At 40.8% G+C, this 14,940-nt stretch carries 17 protein-coding genes; 12 read left to right on the forward strand and 5 right to left on the reverse strand.

Features of this window, described 5'->3' with window-relative positions; genetic code table 11:
• Positions 1 to 40: 40 nt before the first annotated feature.
• Positions 41 to 892 carry a hypothetical protein gene (locus tag H6G76_RS22310; protein WP_190705683.1) on the reverse strand — a complete coding sequence of 284 codons (852 nt, stop codon included), beginning with the start codon at positions 890 to 892 and terminating at the stop codon, positions 41 to 43.
• Between the two features lie 273 nt (positions 893 to 1,165).
• Between H6G76_RS22310 and H6G76_RS22315 the strand changes: the two genes are divergently transcribed.
• Positions 1,166 to 2,515, forward strand: a complete 1,350-nt coding sequence (locus tag H6G76_RS22315; protein ID WP_190705685.1) for a 16S rRNA (cytosine(967)-C(5))-methyltransferase — start codon at positions 1,166 to 1,168, stop codon at positions 2,513 to 2,515.
• A gap of 57 nt (positions 2,516 to 2,572) precedes the next feature.
• On the forward strand, positions 2,573 to 2,995 hold the full coding sequence (locus H6G76_RS22320; RefSeq protein WP_190705687.1) for a TerB family tellurite resistance protein: 423 nt from the start codon (positions 2,573 to 2,575) through the stop codon (positions 2,993 to 2,995).
• A gap of 77 nt (positions 2,996 to 3,072) precedes the next feature.
• Here H6G76_RS22320 and psb35 read toward each other — a convergent pair whose 3' ends face one another.
• Both psb35 and namA read right to left on the reverse strand, forming a co-directional pair.
• Entirely contained in the window at positions 3,073 to 3,297 is a 225-nt protein-coding gene (psb35, locus tag H6G76_RS22325) for a photosystem II assembly protein Psb35 (protein ID WP_190705690.1), read from the reverse strand.
• 280 nt (positions 3,298 to 3,577) lie between these two features.
• Positions 3,578 to 4,645, reverse strand: a complete 1,068-nt coding sequence (gene namA / locus H6G76_RS22330) for an NADPH dehydrogenase NamA (protein ID WP_190705693.1) — start codon at positions 4,643 to 4,645, stop codon at positions 3,578 to 3,580.
• Between the two features lie 378 nt (positions 4,646 to 5,023).
• On the opposite strand from namA, the gene H6G76_RS22335 reads away from it, so the two are divergent.
• From H6G76_RS22335 to H6G76_RS22350, 4 genes are all read left to right on the forward strand, one after another.
• On the forward strand, positions 5,024 to 5,437 hold the full coding sequence (locus H6G76_RS22335; protein WP_190705696.1) for a secondary thiamine-phosphate synthase enzyme YjbQ: 414 nt from the start codon (positions 5,024 to 5,026) through the stop codon (positions 5,435 to 5,437).
• 99 nt (positions 5,438 to 5,536) lie between these two features.
• Entirely contained in the window at positions 5,537 to 6,325 is a 789-nt protein-coding gene (locus tag H6G76_RS22340; RefSeq protein WP_190705699.1) for a Nif3-like dinuclear metal center hexameric protein, read from the forward strand.
• A gap of 252 nt (positions 6,326 to 6,577) precedes the next feature.
• Positions 6,578 to 6,787: a hypothetical protein gene (locus tag H6G76_RS22345; protein WP_190705701.1), complete on the forward strand. Its 210-nt coding sequence runs from the start codon at positions 6,578 to 6,580 to the stop codon at positions 6,785 to 6,787.
• A gap of 676 nt (positions 6,788 to 7,463) precedes the next feature.
• The gene (locus tag H6G76_RS22350; RefSeq protein WP_190590263.1) at positions 7,464 to 7,775 is read left to right on the forward strand and encodes a DUF6679 family protein; all 312 of its coding nucleotides are present in this window, start codon (positions 7,464 to 7,466) and stop codon (positions 7,773 to 7,775) included.
• Positions 7,776 to 7,825: 50 nt separating this feature from the next.
• On the opposite strand, the gene H6G76_RS22355 is transcribed toward H6G76_RS22350, so the two are convergent.
• Positions 7,826 to 9,496 carry an MBL fold metallo-hydrolase gene (locus tag H6G76_RS22355; RefSeq protein WP_190705704.1) on the reverse strand — a complete coding sequence of 557 codons (1,671 nt, stop codon included), beginning with the start codon at positions 9,494 to 9,496 and terminating at the stop codon, positions 7,826 to 7,828.
• Between the two features lie 730 nt (positions 9,497 to 10,226).
• Here H6G76_RS22355 and H6G76_RS22360 point away from each other — a divergent pair.
• From H6G76_RS22360 to H6G76_RS22375, 5 genes are all read left to right on the forward strand, one after another.
• Positions 10,227 to 10,817 carry a ParA family protein gene (locus H6G76_RS22360; protein WP_190705708.1) on the forward strand — a complete coding sequence of 197 codons (591 nt, stop codon included), beginning with the start codon at positions 10,227 to 10,229 and terminating at the stop codon, positions 10,815 to 10,817.
• A complete protein-coding gene (locus H6G76_RS22365; protein WP_190705711.1) occupies positions 10,814 to 11,083 on the forward strand; it encodes a CopG family transcriptional regulator in 270 nt (89 codons plus the stop codon). The genes H6G76_RS22360 and H6G76_RS22365 overlap by 4 nt, the downstream gene beginning before the upstream one ends.
• A gap of 1 nt (position 11,084) precedes the next feature.
• On the forward strand, positions 11,085 to 11,306 hold the full coding sequence (locus H6G76_RS22370) for an element excision factor XisI family protein (RefSeq protein ID WP_313934816.1): 222 nt from the start codon (positions 11,085 to 11,087) through the stop codon (positions 11,304 to 11,306).
• Positions 11,248 to 11,397: an element excision factor XisI family protein gene (locus tag H6G76_RS38110; protein WP_313934817.1), complete on the forward strand. Its 150-nt coding sequence runs from the start codon at positions 11,248 to 11,250 to the stop codon at positions 11,395 to 11,397. The genes H6G76_RS22370 and H6G76_RS38110 overlap by 59 nt, the downstream gene beginning before the upstream one ends.
• A 234-nt stretch (positions 11,398 to 11,631) precedes the next feature.
• On the forward strand, positions 11,632 to 12,273 hold the full coding sequence (locus tag H6G76_RS22375; protein WP_190705714.1) for a type I restriction endonuclease: 642 nt from the start codon (positions 11,632 to 11,634) through the stop codon (positions 12,271 to 12,273).
• 130 nt (positions 12,274 to 12,403) lie between these two features.
• Here the strand turns inward: H6G76_RS22375 and H6G76_RS22380 are convergent, their stop codons facing one another.
• Complete coding sequence (locus H6G76_RS22380; protein ID WP_190705716.1) at positions 12,404 to 13,030, reverse strand: GerMN domain-containing protein; 627 nt, start codon at positions 13,028 to 13,030, stop codon at positions 12,404 to 12,406.
• 251 nt (positions 13,031 to 13,281) lie between these two features.
• On the opposite strand from H6G76_RS22380, the gene H6G76_RS22385 reads away from it, so the two are divergent.
• The gene (locus H6G76_RS22385; RefSeq protein WP_190705719.1) at positions 13,282 to 14,754 is read left to right on the forward strand and encodes an integrase; all 1,473 of its coding nucleotides are present in this window, start codon (positions 13,282 to 13,284) and stop codon (positions 14,752 to 14,754) included.
• Positions 14,755 to 14,940: the final 186 nt, after the last annotated feature.

Genomic DNA, 14,940 nt, shown 5'->3' on the forward strand with positions numbered 1-14,940 from the left:
CAAATCAATTATTCAAGTAATTAATTGCCTCTCAATATTTTTAGCATCGGACTGGCTCTACGTAGTGATTACCAATGCACTGCTGCCATATTAATCGGCTAAAATCCGACGAAAACACCCGCAACAATAATAAAGACGAACTAAAATGATCTACAGGTAAAATCTGAAGCAACACAATGTAGTTAGAAAGTTTTGCTGAACGTATTACCCTATGTTTATGGGAGGAAATTAAAGACGAATTTACTGGTACTCCCGAAACACAATCACTAGGGAAAGAAATTGGCAGTTCTTTGTTTTCCTGCTTCACCGAGTTAATGGTGAAGCCGTCTATATGATTTGTCTTATCTAACGAGATATTTGCTGTTACAGGCATAACTTTCACCAGCATAGAAATTATTTTACGACTTGCGGCTTGTATGTATGGGCTGGGTACAGATCCTCCATCATATTGGGTTGAGCCATCAATGCGTATCCAGAGCTTTTTTGTTGAAGCATCCCAGCGAGCTTCGAGATTGACCGATAGACCCTGATAATCGTTATAGTCAAAGATGGCAGGTAAGCCCAATAGCATATCAAACCAAGTCGAAGTGTTTACTGTTTTGCCGGTTTCAGTGTTTAGTGCCAAGATACGAAATCGGTTACTTAAGCCCTCGATGAACCAGAGATTTTGCCCAACCACAGCCAGAGGTATTCCCGGAGTTTGCACAGTCCACAGCAATTTGCCAGAGTCTAGGGTTCGTTTGGCAATGCCTTGATCTATTGTCTGATGAAAGAGACAAACTTCGTCTGCATCCACCGCCGCCCCAGGAAAAATTAGCGGGCCGGCTAGCGATTTTTGATGTGCAGAAGGTTCTCTAGAATGCAATCGATTACTCCAAGAGAAAAAATCCATGTTATGAGTAATTTCTAAATATCCGAAAGTGTTTTTTGGCGGCTAGTAAGTGGTGTGGCAGAAGGAAAGAAGTATAATTTAAATTGTATGTTTCGCGCTAAAGTTGTCAAATAAAGGCGGTTGTTTGAAGTATTCAGTTGATAATTAAATACAGGATATTGCAAGTCAAAAATTACAAGACTAAAATCTACAATTATGTAGAAATGTAGAAAAATTCTTTTAAAATTTCAAAATCCGATTTTCTATGTCCCCAGATACAGGGGAAATGCTTTCATGACTAACGCCCGTCAAATAGCTTTTATTGTTCTGCGAGATGTCCACAAAGGGGCTTATGCTGATGTTGCTCTAGATAGAGTGTTGCAAAAATTTAAATTGCCAGATAGCGATCGCCGTTTAGCGACAGAATTAGTTTATGGCAGTGTCAGAAGACAACGCACCCTAGACGCATTAATTGACGAACTCGCTACAAAAAAATCTCACCAACAACCACCAGACCTCCGCACTATCTTACATCTGGGTCTGTATCAACTACGTTACCAAGAACGAATTCCCCCTTCGGCGGCGGTGAATACTACTGTCGAACTAGCGAAGGAAAATGGTTTTTCGGGACTCACGGGTTTTGTCAATGGTTTGTTACGTCAATATCTTCGGCTGGCTGAAGATTCTCCTGAACCCTTGAAATTACCAGACAACCCAGTAGAACGCTTGGGTATTTTACATAGTTTTCCCGACTGGATAGTTCAGGTGTGGTTAGACCAAATTGGTTTTGCTGAGACGGAAAAACTCTGTGAGTGGATGAACCAAACACCAACAATCGACCTCCGCATTAATCCATTACGGACTAATTTAGAGGAGGTGGAAACAGCTTTACAAGCGGCGGAAATTTTAGCAAGACCCATTCCCCATTTACCCCAAGCTTTACGCTTAATTAGCAGCACCGGGCCAATTCAAAATGTACCTGGATTTACTGAAGGTTGGTGGGTTGTCCAAGATAGTAGCGCGCAATTAGTGAGTCATGTTCTCGACCCCCAACCAGGTGAGGTGGTGATTGATGCTTGTGCTGCGCCAGGGGGAAAAACCACGCACATCGCCGAATTAATGCAAGATCACGGGAAAATTTGGGCTTGCGATCGCACTGCTTCCCGTCTGCGTAAACTCCAAGAAAATGCCAAGCGGCTAAATTTGCACTCAATTCAAATTTTCACGGGCGATAGCCGCAACCTTCCCCAGTTCTACAATACGGCTGACCGCGTTTTGCTCGATGCACCATGCTCTGGTTTGGGAACTTTACACCGTCACGCTGATGCACGTTGGCGACAAACACCCCAATCTATCCGAGAACTTTCGCTACTGCAACAGCAACTACTGTCACATACATCAAATTTTGTCAAAAAAGGTGGTGTACTGGTTTATGCTACCTGTACACTGCATCCAGCAGAAAATGAAGATGTAATTTCAATATTTTTGGCTGAGAATCCTGAGTGGCAAATTGAGCTTCCCAAGGTTGGTTCACCCTACTGGGCTTCTTCCACGCCACAAGGCTGGCTGAAAGTTTGGCCCCATCTGCAAGACATGGACGGCTTTTTTATGGTGCGCTTAAGAAAAACCAACGATTCCGAGTGATCACTACCTGGGATTGTACGATTTGATGGAAGCCCCAATCTACCACAGGAGGCAGCAATGGTTACTGATTCTAATGTAAAGAACTTAGTTAAAATCTTGATTGGAGCCGCTTGGATTGATGGCAGAATTCAACCGGAAGAACGGCAATATCTCCGTGAAATTGCTCAAGCAAAGGGTCTATCCACAGACCCTGAGATTAAGCCTTGGCTTTATGAATTGGTACCCGTGCAACCAAAAGAATGTTATGCATGGGTAAAGGAATATTTAGGCGATCGCCCTAGCCTGGAAGACTGCGAAAGTCTGATTGAAGCTATTAGTGGCTTAATTTATAGCGATGGTGAAGTAGCAACAGAAGAAGCAAGACTCTTGACCAAGTTACAGGAGTTAGCACAACTAAATGACTCTGCCCAACCAGTTTACAATGCGTTGCTTAAACAAATTCAACAGCTTTATCGTCGTTGGGTTGATGTTCAAAATTAAACTCATAGTTCAGAGTCAAAAGTCAAAAGTCTTGATTTTCTATTTTTGACCATTGACTATTGACCATTAACCACTTATTACTTCGGTTCACCTAGACCCGGAGTTTCTTCTTTATCAACTTTAGGCACAAAGTCTGGACGGTCTTTACTTTCCCAACCTACTGGACGTTTAGAGTTGTACCAAGCAATAGAACCAATTGTGACAGCCGCAATGAAGCCAACTACATACACTGCTGTAAAAGCGAAAGGAAAGTGGGTGCCATTGGTTGCAACTGAATCTGCTGCTTGCATTAATATATGCATGAGTATATGCTCCTAAATTTACGCAACACTACTTAAGACACTATAAAACTAGCGTATCACTCACATCCCCCTCAAGTTTGAATTGCTTGCTATTTCAATAGAAGCAGGCAATAGGGAATAGGTGACAGGTAATAGGGTTAAAAAACTTTTGGTGTTTAAGTTTTATCATTTGTTAATGCCCTAGCCTTTTGGCTGCTGCTATGTCAGCCAAAAGGCAGTACGGATTAGGGTATTGCCTATAATCTGTTCCCTGTCACCTGTTACCTAATCACCTGCTTTGTTACGTCCAAGCGCGATCGTATTGCACTGGCCAGAGTTTCTCATGTCCTAGCTGTTTAGCTGCTAGATGCGGCCAATAAGGGTTACGAAGGAGTTCACGTCCTAACAGAACTATATCTGCTACTCCTGTGCGAATTATTTTGTCGGCTTGTTCTGGGGAAGTAATTAAGCCAACTGCACCTGTAGCAATATTTGCTTCTCGGCGAATACGTTCAGCAAATTGAGTTTGATAGCCGGGTTTAACTGGAATACTAATCCCAGGAATAATCCCTCCTGAAGAACAATCAATTAGGTCTACACCTAAGGTTTTGAGTTTGTCACATAAAGTAATACTTTGTTCTATATCCCAACCTTTATCTATCCAATCGGTGGCGGAAAGGCGAACAAATAAGGGATAACCTTCTGGTAATACTTGTCGCACACCTTCTACAACTTCTCTCAAAAGACGAGTCCGATTTTCAAAGCTACCACCATAATTATCTTGACGATGGTTTGCTAGAGGTGAAAGAAATTGATGCAGTAGGTAGCCGTGGGCTGCATGAATTTCGATGACTTTGAAGCCTGCTTGTAGTGAACGTTGAGTAGCTGCTACAAAGGCTTGAATAATTTGTTGAATACCTTCTATAGTCAAGGCTTCTGGTACAGGACTATCTTTACTAAATGCGATCGCACTACTCGAAACCACAGGCCGCCAACCCTCATGAGATTCGTCCAAGGCTTTTCCACCTCGGCTAGGTTTAGCTGTGCTGGCTTTTCTCCCTGCATGGGCGAGTTGAATACCTGCAACTGCACCAAAGTTATGAATTAATGTAACTATTTTCGCTAAAGCTTCTATATGTTCGTCTGACCAGATTCCCAAATCTTGCGGACTAATTCTTCCTCGCGCTTCTACAGCAGCTGCTTCTGTCAATACCAAACCTGCACCACCTACTGCACGAGAAGTTAAATGTACTAAGTGCCAGTCATTGGCATACCCATTTGTACTAGAGTATTGACACATGGGCGAAACGGCAATACGGTTGCGAAAGGTGAGTTCACGAATGCTAAACGCCTCAAACAGGTGTGCCATTGGAATGATTTCCTTCACTTATTAGGTAAGAGAAACTTTTGATGTCAAACTTGTAGGCAATATCTGAAAGCACAAACGCTGCTTTTTTTGAGAACCTAGCTATAAATTTTTGTAAAAATAAATATGTGGAAAATTAAATAATAGAAGACAACCAAATTTGGTTACTAATAGTTTATTTTTAGCAATTATTTACAAGAGAGGCTTAAAATTTTTACTCAATTTTAACTTCTTAAAGATGCCTCAAATTTTGGTAAGCACTCGTCACTACTTTGAATAGTTATAGTTGTCTATTTAATATATAGCAAAATTACTGGTGAATATCGCTGCTAATTTCCTAAGAAAGTCTATATTATTAGTGAATAGTCAATTAATCTACAGATGGTTCACTTCCAAAAGCTACTTAGAGTTTCTACTACTGGTAAATCCTTTCACAACATTACTGCAAAAGTAGAAGCGATCGTTGCCGAGTCGGGTGTAGAAACAGGACTTTGCACTTTATTTCTACGTCATACTTCTGCTAGTTTAGTCATCCAAGAAAATGCTGACCCCGATGTATTAGTAGATTTAGCTAACTTTATGGCAAAACTTGTTCCAGAATCAGGGGGATATATCCACGATGCGGAAGGCTCTGATGATATGCCTGCACATATCCGTTCTGCCTTAACTCACACTTCAGAACATATACCTATTAATCGCGGTTATTTGGTATTAGGCACTTGGCAAGGAATTTATGTTTGGGAACATCGTCAGCGTAGTCATACACGGGAGTTGGTTGTTCACATTTCTGGATAGGTTTTAAGTTTCGCGCAAAGGCGCAAAGACGCGAAGAGTTAAACAGGCATAATCTGATTTATGTAAGAGTTTTAATAGCTATTTTTTACAGATTAAATTATGAAAATTGCTGATTTAATTACTTGGTTTGAAGAGTGGGCAAATCCAGCTTGGTGTGAAAGTTGGGATAATTGTGGTTGGCAAGTTGAGCCGGGTGTTTTGCAGGAGTCGGCGCGGGTTTTGGTGTGTTTAACACCCACTTTGGCGGTGATGGAAGAAGCAATATCTAAAAATGCTAATTTGATTTTTGCCCATCATCCGTTAATTTTTAATCCACCTAAATCTCTTCGCCGTGGTGAAGCGATCGCCGAAATGATCCGGTTAGCTTTTACCCATAATATTGGGATATATACTGCCCACACTAATTTTGACCAAGTACAAGATGGCACGGCTGATGTTTTGGCACAAGTTCTCAGCCTACAAGAAGTTACGCCTATAGTACCAACTGTTTCGGGGTTGGGTTACGGGCGTGTCGGGGTACTAGAACCATTGCTGACATTACAAGATTTACTGACGCTTATTCAACAGCAACTTACCCCACCCAATTTGATTTTTTCTCCGACGGTTGATTTACAACAGAAAATTTCGCGCGTGGCTGTTTTAGGTGGTTCGGGAGCTAGTTTTATTTCGTCTGTAGTCAAAACTGGGGCGCAAGTTTACTTAACTTCTGATTGCAAATTCCATCAGTTTCAAGAAAGCCGCGATCGCGGTCTAATTCTAGTCGATGCTGGACATTATGCAACGGAGCGCCCTGCTTGCGATCGCTTAGTACAAAAGTTTATATCTTTAAATCTTGATTGGGTGCAGTTGAGTCAACAGGATGAAGATTTCCGCCAGTTCTTGTCTTAAAATATTTTGTATATAAAGTTACATATTATGCAGGGTTTTTACGTACGCTTTGAGCAAAGATTATATGAAAAACTACCAATTTATCATCCAAAAATAGTAAGCTATGTTTTATCAAGCTAATAAGCCCCTGTGATTATAATCACAGAGTTTTTGTAACTACAATCACTAATAATCACTGTTTGATATCAGTCAGTATTAAAAATTTATGTTCCAAAATAGATATATTAAATTGCTTATTACGCCCTAATCAAAATGATTCGCACACTCGTTGAATCTGCTTTTCAAACTGGATATCTTAGTGTTGAATCTGAGGGTCTGCTCCATCAAGTGCTGGCTACCAAGTGCTACCAGTCCGGGGATTTAGCACTTCTAGCAGATCTATATGATGCAGTTATGGCAGGTAAAATCAAACGAGAAGGGGCTTCGGAGCGACTTAGAGAATTACTCACCCAGTACAAATAGGATAGCGAAGGGTACAGGGGTGTAAGGGTGTAGGGGTTTTACGGACAAACAGTTTTTGATTTTAGATTTGACATTGACCCCACAGCGCAACAAAGAATCCAAATAATAATGCTAACCAGTCAACCTACCTATACCCCTACGCCCTACCTTTGTACCCAAATCCTCAAATAAATTGCCTAAAATATAAAACTCATGTGATGTTGTTGTTGAAAACCATGAAGGTCAGCAAAATAATGAGTTAAGATCAAATACATAGGGGTAAAAGTACAGCAGAATCCCCAGATTTCCCAGTAATGCCCATGAATACAAGTAGGCAATTTTCACAACCGCAATCACCACTTGTTTTGGAGTATTTATTATTACATAATGATAGGAAAGACTTACCAGCAGCTATTGATCTGGTTAGGAAAATTCCCGAATTGTATGACTTCTATGAAGTAAACATTCGTTCTTAACTATTCAAAGACGAGATTGAGTTCAACTGGTGCAGTAACTATTGGTTTATGACCCAAAATTTCCCTAAGTTTAAACACTATCATTTAGCTCTTGGGGCAGGGTCAGCAGACGCACTCTTTTCTGAACCGTGAAACTAACCTCTCTTAGGATGTTATCTTATGGGGTAAAACCCAATTTTTTCAGGTTTAACGTACGTTGTTTAAAAAGGCAGAAGCAGTACATGCTACACCGCAAGATTTATCAACTGTGTTGCGATGGGCGGGAGGTATGTGTATTCTTGCGGGACCAGCAACGCTGGATAGAACGCGCCCGCATCATCGACATAGAGGGAGATTTGGTGACGCTACGCTATGAAACAGATGAGGAGGACGAAGTTTGTTCTTGGGAAGAAATGGTTCGCCTCGAAAGCATTGGCGCTGTCACTCAGAAATTAGCTTCCGTACCACGCGGTAATGTCGAACCTCTCCTAACTGAAGATTGTCCTGAGGCTGAACGCATCCGTAACCGTTTTACCGATTCAAATCCTGATTAATTAACAGCACAGTGCTGAGTCCTGGACAAGCGAGATTAATTTCTCTTTGCTCAGGACTCAGTAGTTGATGAGCGTTCAAAAGCTGGACAATAACCTTCGAGAGTGACCTTAAAGTTATATAAAGGAGAAGCAGGGTTCCAACAACGCTGTCCCCTTTGGTGTCGGCAAGTACCGCAACAGTCAACATCAGATAAAGTATAGCGATCGCTGCTTTGATTCAGCAATTCTCTTTGGGATAACCCCCGCAACACGATTTCTTCTCCCTGCCAACGGGCTTCAATTAACCCTGTATCAGCAAACTGTCGCCACCGGGGATCGTCTGTAATCGCTTCAGGTAGGGTAATAGTGATGACTGTTGCTAATTCTGTCAGTTCGCCTTCGTAATTAGTCTCTGGCGCGGCTGGTTGGACAAATGTTTCTCCTATGGGCAGTTCTACTAAGGTGCTAGCCAGTGGCGAATGGACATGATAGCGGTTTTGCAGTTCCTCCAAGCTAGTTAGGTCTGCCAAATAAGCAGGAGAACCGTGAACGAATAGAACGTGCTGGGGTCGCAAATTATGAATTAGTTGAGTAGTACCAGGGCCATCACTGTGTTGAGCAAGCAAATAGCTTTCTAGGGTGGTGGGTGCTGGATATTGTTTGTTAATTTTTATATCAATTTTTTCGGGAATCAGGATCAGCCAGGGGCCTGTATTAGGCTGACAGTACTCACCTAAATCTGCTGTAGAGTCAGTGAGAACTATACAGGGTGAATGTCCCACAACAGCACGCTTTTCTGCTTGTAAGCGTCTCACTCTGGGACGTACCCGTTCATCCCAAAATAAGGGTTGATGGCGAGCGAAGTTCTGTACGGATGGGGGAAGATAAGAAAGTAGTTCTAGGTAAGCATCGCAACCTCTAGCAACACTACCATCCACCCAAATATCTAAATCCCGCCCAGTGAAGTGATGATGACTCCGCAACAACATCAGCAGTTCTTGTCCTAAACCTAATGCTGGTGTGGGCAGGAGTACAGAACAATTATCGGCGATCGCGCGATTAATGCGTTCTGCTAGTTGGTTTTCTTGAATGCGGCGGTGGGGATGACGAGATGTGCCATAAGTACCTTCGACAATCAGTACATTTACATCTAATCCCCGTAATTCTTCTAAGCGTAAACCTTCTACTAGCCGGGAATTTGATAAGAAAAAGTCGCCTGTATATAAAACCTTATAAGAGCGATGTTCAGTTGTATAGGTTAGCAAAATCGCCACAGCCCCAGGTAGATGTCCGGCAGGAAATAATTCTACTACTAAACCATCACGCAATTCTACAGGCGATCGCAATGGTAGAGCATGACACAATTGCGGAATTTCTTTGGGGTTCTGCTCTGGCCAATTTAACGGCAGTAACTTTGTGGTAACTTCGCTAGCATAGATAGGTAAAAGTGGGAAAGTTTTGTGTAATGCCAGCACCCCTCTTGCATGGTCTGGGTGAGCGTGACTAATCAATACTACATCGGCTGGTAATGGCGAACTCCCTCGACGAGCCGATTTTGTTAGTCCCTTCTGCAATGACGAAATATTCCCCAACCCACAATCTAGCAGAATGCGGTGTGGCCCCATTTTGACAAGTAAACACACACCCTCATCATGATGCTGGACACTGTAAGGAAAACAGTTTAATTCAACCCCTGTTTCTTCAGTATCAAAGCGAGAGGATGCGGACACATTATCCCTCATGCTTTCCCCCCTCCAACCGAATCGTCATTTATGTATCCCAAAAGCTAATAATTCTGGTAATTTTGCTTTTGTGACCTAGGGGCAAGTTTTATAGTGCGCTCATACACCCCAAGACATGGATTTTTGATTGGAGAGAACGACTTTTGTAAACCCGCACTGGTTCTCAAAAGCTGGAATTTGCCTGCTTTTTTTACTGTGGCACTATGTTAGTGTGCAGAGCCATTGCCATGATAGTTCTCTGAATCATAAAATCCATTTTTCGTACCAAAAAATAGGCACGCAACAGTAAATATTACTGTTAATCCAACTAGAATCAGCTTTACATCCATTGTTTACAACCTCTACTCAAGACTTCCTTATCTTAATAGGATGTTTCCACACTCAAGCGGAATCACCAGAAAATCTTTACTATGCTTGGTTTGCTTAAGCAATAAGTAGTTTTACTGTTATGACTCAGATTGTAGAACTTTTCAGTAACCCTGTCTATCTATCTTCATTAGCAGTCTAGTGTTGGCAGTTTGAAGACCTAATGTAGTGTTTCTAAGTATAAATGTATAAATTTAACAACTGACACTCGACTCGCTGACATTATTTAGTACACAAATAGTTTATAGCTTAAATATATGCTTACTATATTTAAGCACATTAAACATCTAAGTTTTTAAATGTTTAAACATCTAAATGTTTAATATGCAGTAAAATCTGGGCATTATTTCCTGTTAAAACCAAAATGATTATTACCGTAGCAGCATTTAAAGGGGGGGTCGGTAAATCTACGACGGCGTTGCACTTAGCTACGTACTTTCAGAACAAGGCTGACACACTATTAGTAGATGGCGACTTAAACCGCAGTGCTTTAGATTGGTCTAACCGGGGTTGTTTGCCTTTCAAAGTTGCAGATGAAGTGCAAGGAGTACGTTTAGCTAGCTTATATGAGCATATTATTATTGATACGCCAGCCCGCCCTGCAACCGATGAGTTAAAAACTATTGCCCAAGGATGCGATTTGCTAGTGATACCTACTACACCAGATGCGATCGCATTAGCAGCTACACTGCAAATGGTTGACTTATTAAAACAATTTAAAACAAACTATCGAATTTTATTAACTCTCATTCCACCCCATCCCAACAAGGCGGGAGAAGAAGCCAGAACCACTTTGTTAAAGGCTGGTTTACCCCTATTTCAAACAGGAATCAGACGGCTGGCTGTATTTCAACGCGCTGCTTTAGAAGGAGTTCCAGTAAATGCAGTCAAAGACCCTTACGCCCAAATTGCTTGGCGGTGTTACGCTGAAGCGGGAAAGGAGATATTACCTTGAATAACCAGAAAAAAACGAGTCGTTTTGATGATTTGATTGATGCTGCACGTAGTCGTCAACAAAGAGATAAACTACAGCCTGTTGAGGAGAAACCAACTTCTAGTACCAAAAGTACTAGCCCAGATTATACGCGGACAACTATTTATTTACCTAAACAATTACATCGCCAACTTAAGGCGGCGGCGGCTTCTCAAGACCGACAAATGAGCGACATTGTAACGGAATTAATTGAACAATGGCTGTTAACTAAATCTGGGGATACTTGACATGGTTAAAGTAGATCAATATCGAAAAAGTATTAAAGATGTTCTTACAGAATATAGCCAGATTAAGCCGATAAACGGAGAAATTGAAGTAATTCCTATTTTTAATAATGAAGTGGATAGCTATCAAATTATCCATTTAGGGTGGGAAAATCGTCATCGGGTTTATGGCTGTAGAGTTCATATTGATATTAAAGATAATAAAATTTGGATTCAAAAGGAATGAATTAGTAGATAGAGGAATACCAAAGAAAGACATTGTAATTGGATATCAACCACCTTATCTGAGGCATTTTACAGATTATGCAGTTGGTTAATATGTCTCACGCAGAGGCGCAAAGACGCAGAGAGGTGCAAGATCTGAGTTTGAGTACGTGAAAGCGTCGATTTATATCAACTTTATCAAATATCTATTGCACCGTTTTAGCTGAAACAGTCCACTACAATTTAAACTTTACTTTATAACTCATCTCTAATGGCTGCCTATACTAAAAATTACTATCGTAGGATGTGCGATCGCTCTTAAGCTAAATTATTTTGGTAAAGTAAGGATGACACAGGTATCAGCAATCACAGAAGCAATTACCAGCTTAAGAGAAGCAGAAACTCGATTTGGATTAATTCGCATTGAGTCAGAAGAATTTTTTCCAGAGTGGAAGAGTGAATTATCCCCAATTCCTGAAGCAGAAAAAGCTTCACTAGATGTACTACGACGCAGATATCTTTATCACCGTGGTGAAGGTGATTTGTTAGAGGGAACAGTGATGTTGCTAGTAGTATCCCCGTTGCTGGCACTATCTGGATTTTATGACCCTCCTTTTAGGATTAAGGCGGAATCATCGGTGGATTTAGTGCTGGATGATGGGGAAGAAGTGCTACGTGGACGTATTGATGTTTTGGTACTACAAAATCAGTTGTGGGTGATAGTGGTAGAGTCGAAAAAAACCACTCTTTCGATTTGGTCGGCTGTACCGCAAGCCCTAGCTTATTTAATGGCTAATCCTCACCCAGATAAACCTGTGTTTGGTATGGTGACAAATGGGGATGATGTTTTATTTATCAAAGTCAAGCAAGAAGCAGACACGCCAAAATACGATTTGTCACGGGTGTTTGCTTTGTTTACATCTGCCAAGGAATTGTATACTATCTGCCAAATTCTCAAGCTTATTGGTCAGGTAATTTCTAATTCGTAATTCAGAATTAGTTTGCGTTGATTAACCTTGCAAAATTTGAGCAGCAGTCAATTTTAAATCAGGAAATATTAGTGATGCGATCGCATTAGTATTATATGTTAGGGTAGACAGACTTTGCCCACCCTACGAACTAAAGCACAATTTCTTGGCCTTTTTCGGTGAAACGCACTTCTTTAATATTCCATTGAGGATTACTTGTTAAGGTTTTGCGGAGACTACCAAACAAAGCAAATTGTTCACAACTAGAAAGAGAAGCTAATTGCCGCTTTGACTGGGGTGATAGGCGCAAATCAACTGTCGCAACGCCATTTTTTAAATTTACACGATAGCCAGATACGCTAAAGTCGGCTGTGTCTCTTTCGTCTAAGATTTTCCCAACTGCACTTGTTACAGGTTCTTCTGCTGGCACTGCAACTTTTTGCGGAATCAGTTGTTGACAATCGGTGTCGCTGGTAAATAAGGTAACGTTAACTGTTTTTGGCGCAGCTGCTACTTTAGTGGTTTCAGCTTTGGAAGTTTCCGCAGGTGTAGCCTCAGGTGTAGGTGTTGTGTCCAATGGCTGAACTTTTGCGGCTTTGGCTCTCAGTTGAGCCATGCTAGGGGTTTGACTAGGGATAGGGGCTGGTTGCGTGGTGGTTGTAGGTGCTAGGGTTTCACTGGTAGTTTGGCTAGATGTAGATGTAGGGTTAGAACTACAACTGCCAAGGCTGGCTGCGATCGCAGCTATCATAAATGGTAATAAATATCTTTTGCTCATATTCGTACTGCCATAATTTATCTATCAACTTCAGTATGCTTGGTATCAATTCCGTATCAATTTACGAATTGTACTCCCAGCTATTCCACCTTAATATTCTTGCAGGGGACAGGTGATAGAGTTAAAAGTCTTCTTATATCTAAATTTTATCACTGATATTTTAACTACATTGGCATTTCTGCGGCTTTACTTGTTAACTGTTATTAGCTATCTTCAAAACCAATACTAGTCCCATCAAAGGAATAAACCCCATGCCCACTTACGAAACCAGCACCTACGACCCCCGTAAAGCTGAATGGGATGGTATAAAAATCGACCAATGGGAACCATCTAAATGGAAGCAGTGGAAAGCAAAACAACCTGCATCAGATGAGTCTGCCAAGATAGAACGAGAATATTTAAGAATAAAATATGTTATTGGGCAAACTAACTCTGCATTAAGTTTAGAAAAAGTTAAAGTTAAACTTAAATTAACTAGTCATAAAACTATAGGTTTACAAGGGACATTTCCTTGTAGACCTGGTGAGATTGGAAAGAAAGGAAGTCCTAATAAACAATATACCATTTCCTGTGGTTTTGCTGCTAATGACACTGGTATAAAAATGGCGGTTTTAAAAGCCAGAGAATTGGACTTATTATTAATCACAAAACAATTTCAATGGACTCCAGAATTACTTGGGAAACAAGCACAAAAATTAGAAGCAACAGAGGCAGAAAAGTCTACCAAGCTCATTAGTGAATTGATTCAAGAATATGAGCAACAATTTTGGAAAACTCACGAACAGAATCGGCAAGGAATACGTACCTGGGAAACTCATTATTTGCGTCATCTGAAAAAGCTACCGCAAGATCTACCCATGTCTGCCCAAGCTTTAGAAGTGGCGTTAGAAAGAACTAAACCGAATACATCATCTAGATTTTTTTTGGTTTGGCAGTTGAAAAAGTTTTGTGAGTTTTGCGGAATTAAAAATTTTCAAACAATTTATAGTTACGCTACGCCTAAACCTACACCAACAATTCGGAAAGTCCCTACCGATGAGGAGATTATTCAAGGCTTTATTAAAATTGGCAGTCCATTATCGGTATATGCTAGTAGAGAAAATTTGACAGAACCAGAGCAATGGCAATGGGCATATGGGATGTTAGCTACTTATGGCTTAAGACCTCATGAATTATTTGCTGTGGATATAGAAGCTTTTATCGACTCAACAAATACTTTTCATTTAGTTACTTTAAATCCTAGCCTAACAGAAGGCACTAAAACGGGTGAACGCAGTTGTGGAATTCCGCCAATACATCCTCATTGGATAGAATTATTTGATTTAAAAAAAGTTAAATTGCCTTATAACGAAGGAACTCTGAGTAATAAAACTGCAAAACTACAAATTAAATTTAGAAATGCTGTTGTAGGCTTTAAACCCTATGATTTACGCCATGCCTATGCACTCCGTGGTCATCGATTAAGAGTACCTATCAAAACAATGGCTGATTACATGGGTCATACAGTACAGGAGCATACTAAAACTTACCAAAGATGGATGAATGAGGATGCTAATTTAGCAATTTATAAGGAAGTGGTCATTCATAGACAAGGCACAACTAAAGAGGCTTTGCAGGACAGAATTAAAGAATTAGAAGCAAAAAATATAGCTTTAAAAGCTGAAAATGCTACTCTCAAAGGTCTATTGGTTAAGCATCAATTAGGGGAATTACTTAATCAATAAATGTCATGAGGGAGGGAATAGGCAATAGGCAATAGCTAATACCGTTTCACTTTAAGTTTGATACAAATAGGCCGCAGGGGGGGCAGCTTTCAAGGGCAGGTTTTTTGTTTAAGCAGAAGAGAAAGTGGTGGGACATCTCCAAGATTCAGGGAAGAAGCTACCAACAGGCAAAGGTTGACCAAGTAA

This window comes from Nostoc sp. FACHB-152 (genome assembly GCF_014697475.1).
GTDB lineage: Bacteria > Cyanobacteriota > Cyanobacteriia > Cyanobacteriales > Nostocaceae > Nostoc_B.

Bases quoted from the DNA above. Each gene is read 5' to 3' on its own strand.
- H6G76_RS22310 (WP_190705683.1), bottom strand. From the start codon at position 892: ATGGATTTTTTCTCTTGGAGTAATCGATTGCATTCTAGAGAACCTTCT.
- H6G76_RS22315 (WP_190705685.1), top strand. From the start codon at position 1,166: ATGACTAACGCCCGTCAAATAGCTTTTATTGTTCTGCGAGATGTCCAC.
- H6G76_RS22320 (WP_190705687.1), top strand. From the start codon at position 2,573: ATGGTTACTGATTCTAATGTAAAGAACTTAGTTAAAATCTTGATTGGA.
- psb35 (WP_190705690.1), bottom strand. From the start codon at position 3,297: ATGCATATATTAATGCAAGCAGCAGATTCAGTTGCAACCAATGGCACC.
- namA (WP_190705693.1), bottom strand. From the start codon at position 4,645: ATGGCACACCTGTTTGAGGCGTTTAGCATTCGTGAACTCACCTTTCGC.
- H6G76_RS22335 (WP_190705696.1), top strand. From the start codon at position 5,024: ATGGTTCACTTCCAAAAGCTACTTAGAGTTTCTACTACTGGTAAATCC.
- H6G76_RS22340 (WP_190705699.1), top strand. From the start codon at position 5,537: ATGAAAATTGCTGATTTAATTACTTGGTTTGAAGAGTGGGCAAATCCA.
- H6G76_RS22345 (WP_190705701.1), top strand. From the start codon at position 6,578: ATGATTCGCACACTCGTTGAATCTGCTTTTCAAACTGGATATCTTAGT.
- H6G76_RS22350 (WP_190590263.1), top strand. From the start codon at position 7,464: ATGCTACACCGCAAGATTTATCAACTGTGTTGCGATGGGCGGGAGGTA.
- H6G76_RS22355 (WP_190705704.1), bottom strand. From the start codon at position 9,496: ATGAGGGATAATGTGTCCGCATCCTCTCGCTTTGATACTGAAGAAACA.
- H6G76_RS22360 (WP_190705708.1), top strand. From the start codon at position 10,227: ATGATTATTACCGTAGCAGCATTTAAAGGGGGGGTCGGTAAATCTACG.
- H6G76_RS22370 (WP_313934816.1), top strand. From the start codon at position 11,085: ATGGTTAAAGTAGATCAATATCGAAAAAGTATTAAAGATGTTCTTACA.
- H6G76_RS38110 (WP_313934817.1), top strand. From the start codon at position 11,248: ATGGCTGTAGAGTTCATATTGATATTAAAGATAATAAAATTTGGATTC.
- H6G76_RS22375 (WP_190705714.1), top strand. From the start codon at position 11,632: ATGACACAGGTATCAGCAATCACAGAAGCAATTACCAGCTTAAGAGAA.
- H6G76_RS22380 (WP_190705716.1), bottom strand. From the start codon at position 13,030: ATGAGCAAAAGATATTTATTACCATTTATGATAGCTGCGATCGCAGCC.
- H6G76_RS22385 (WP_190705719.1), top strand. From the start codon at position 13,282: ATGCCCACTTACGAAACCAGCACCTACGACCCCCGTAAAGCTGAATGG.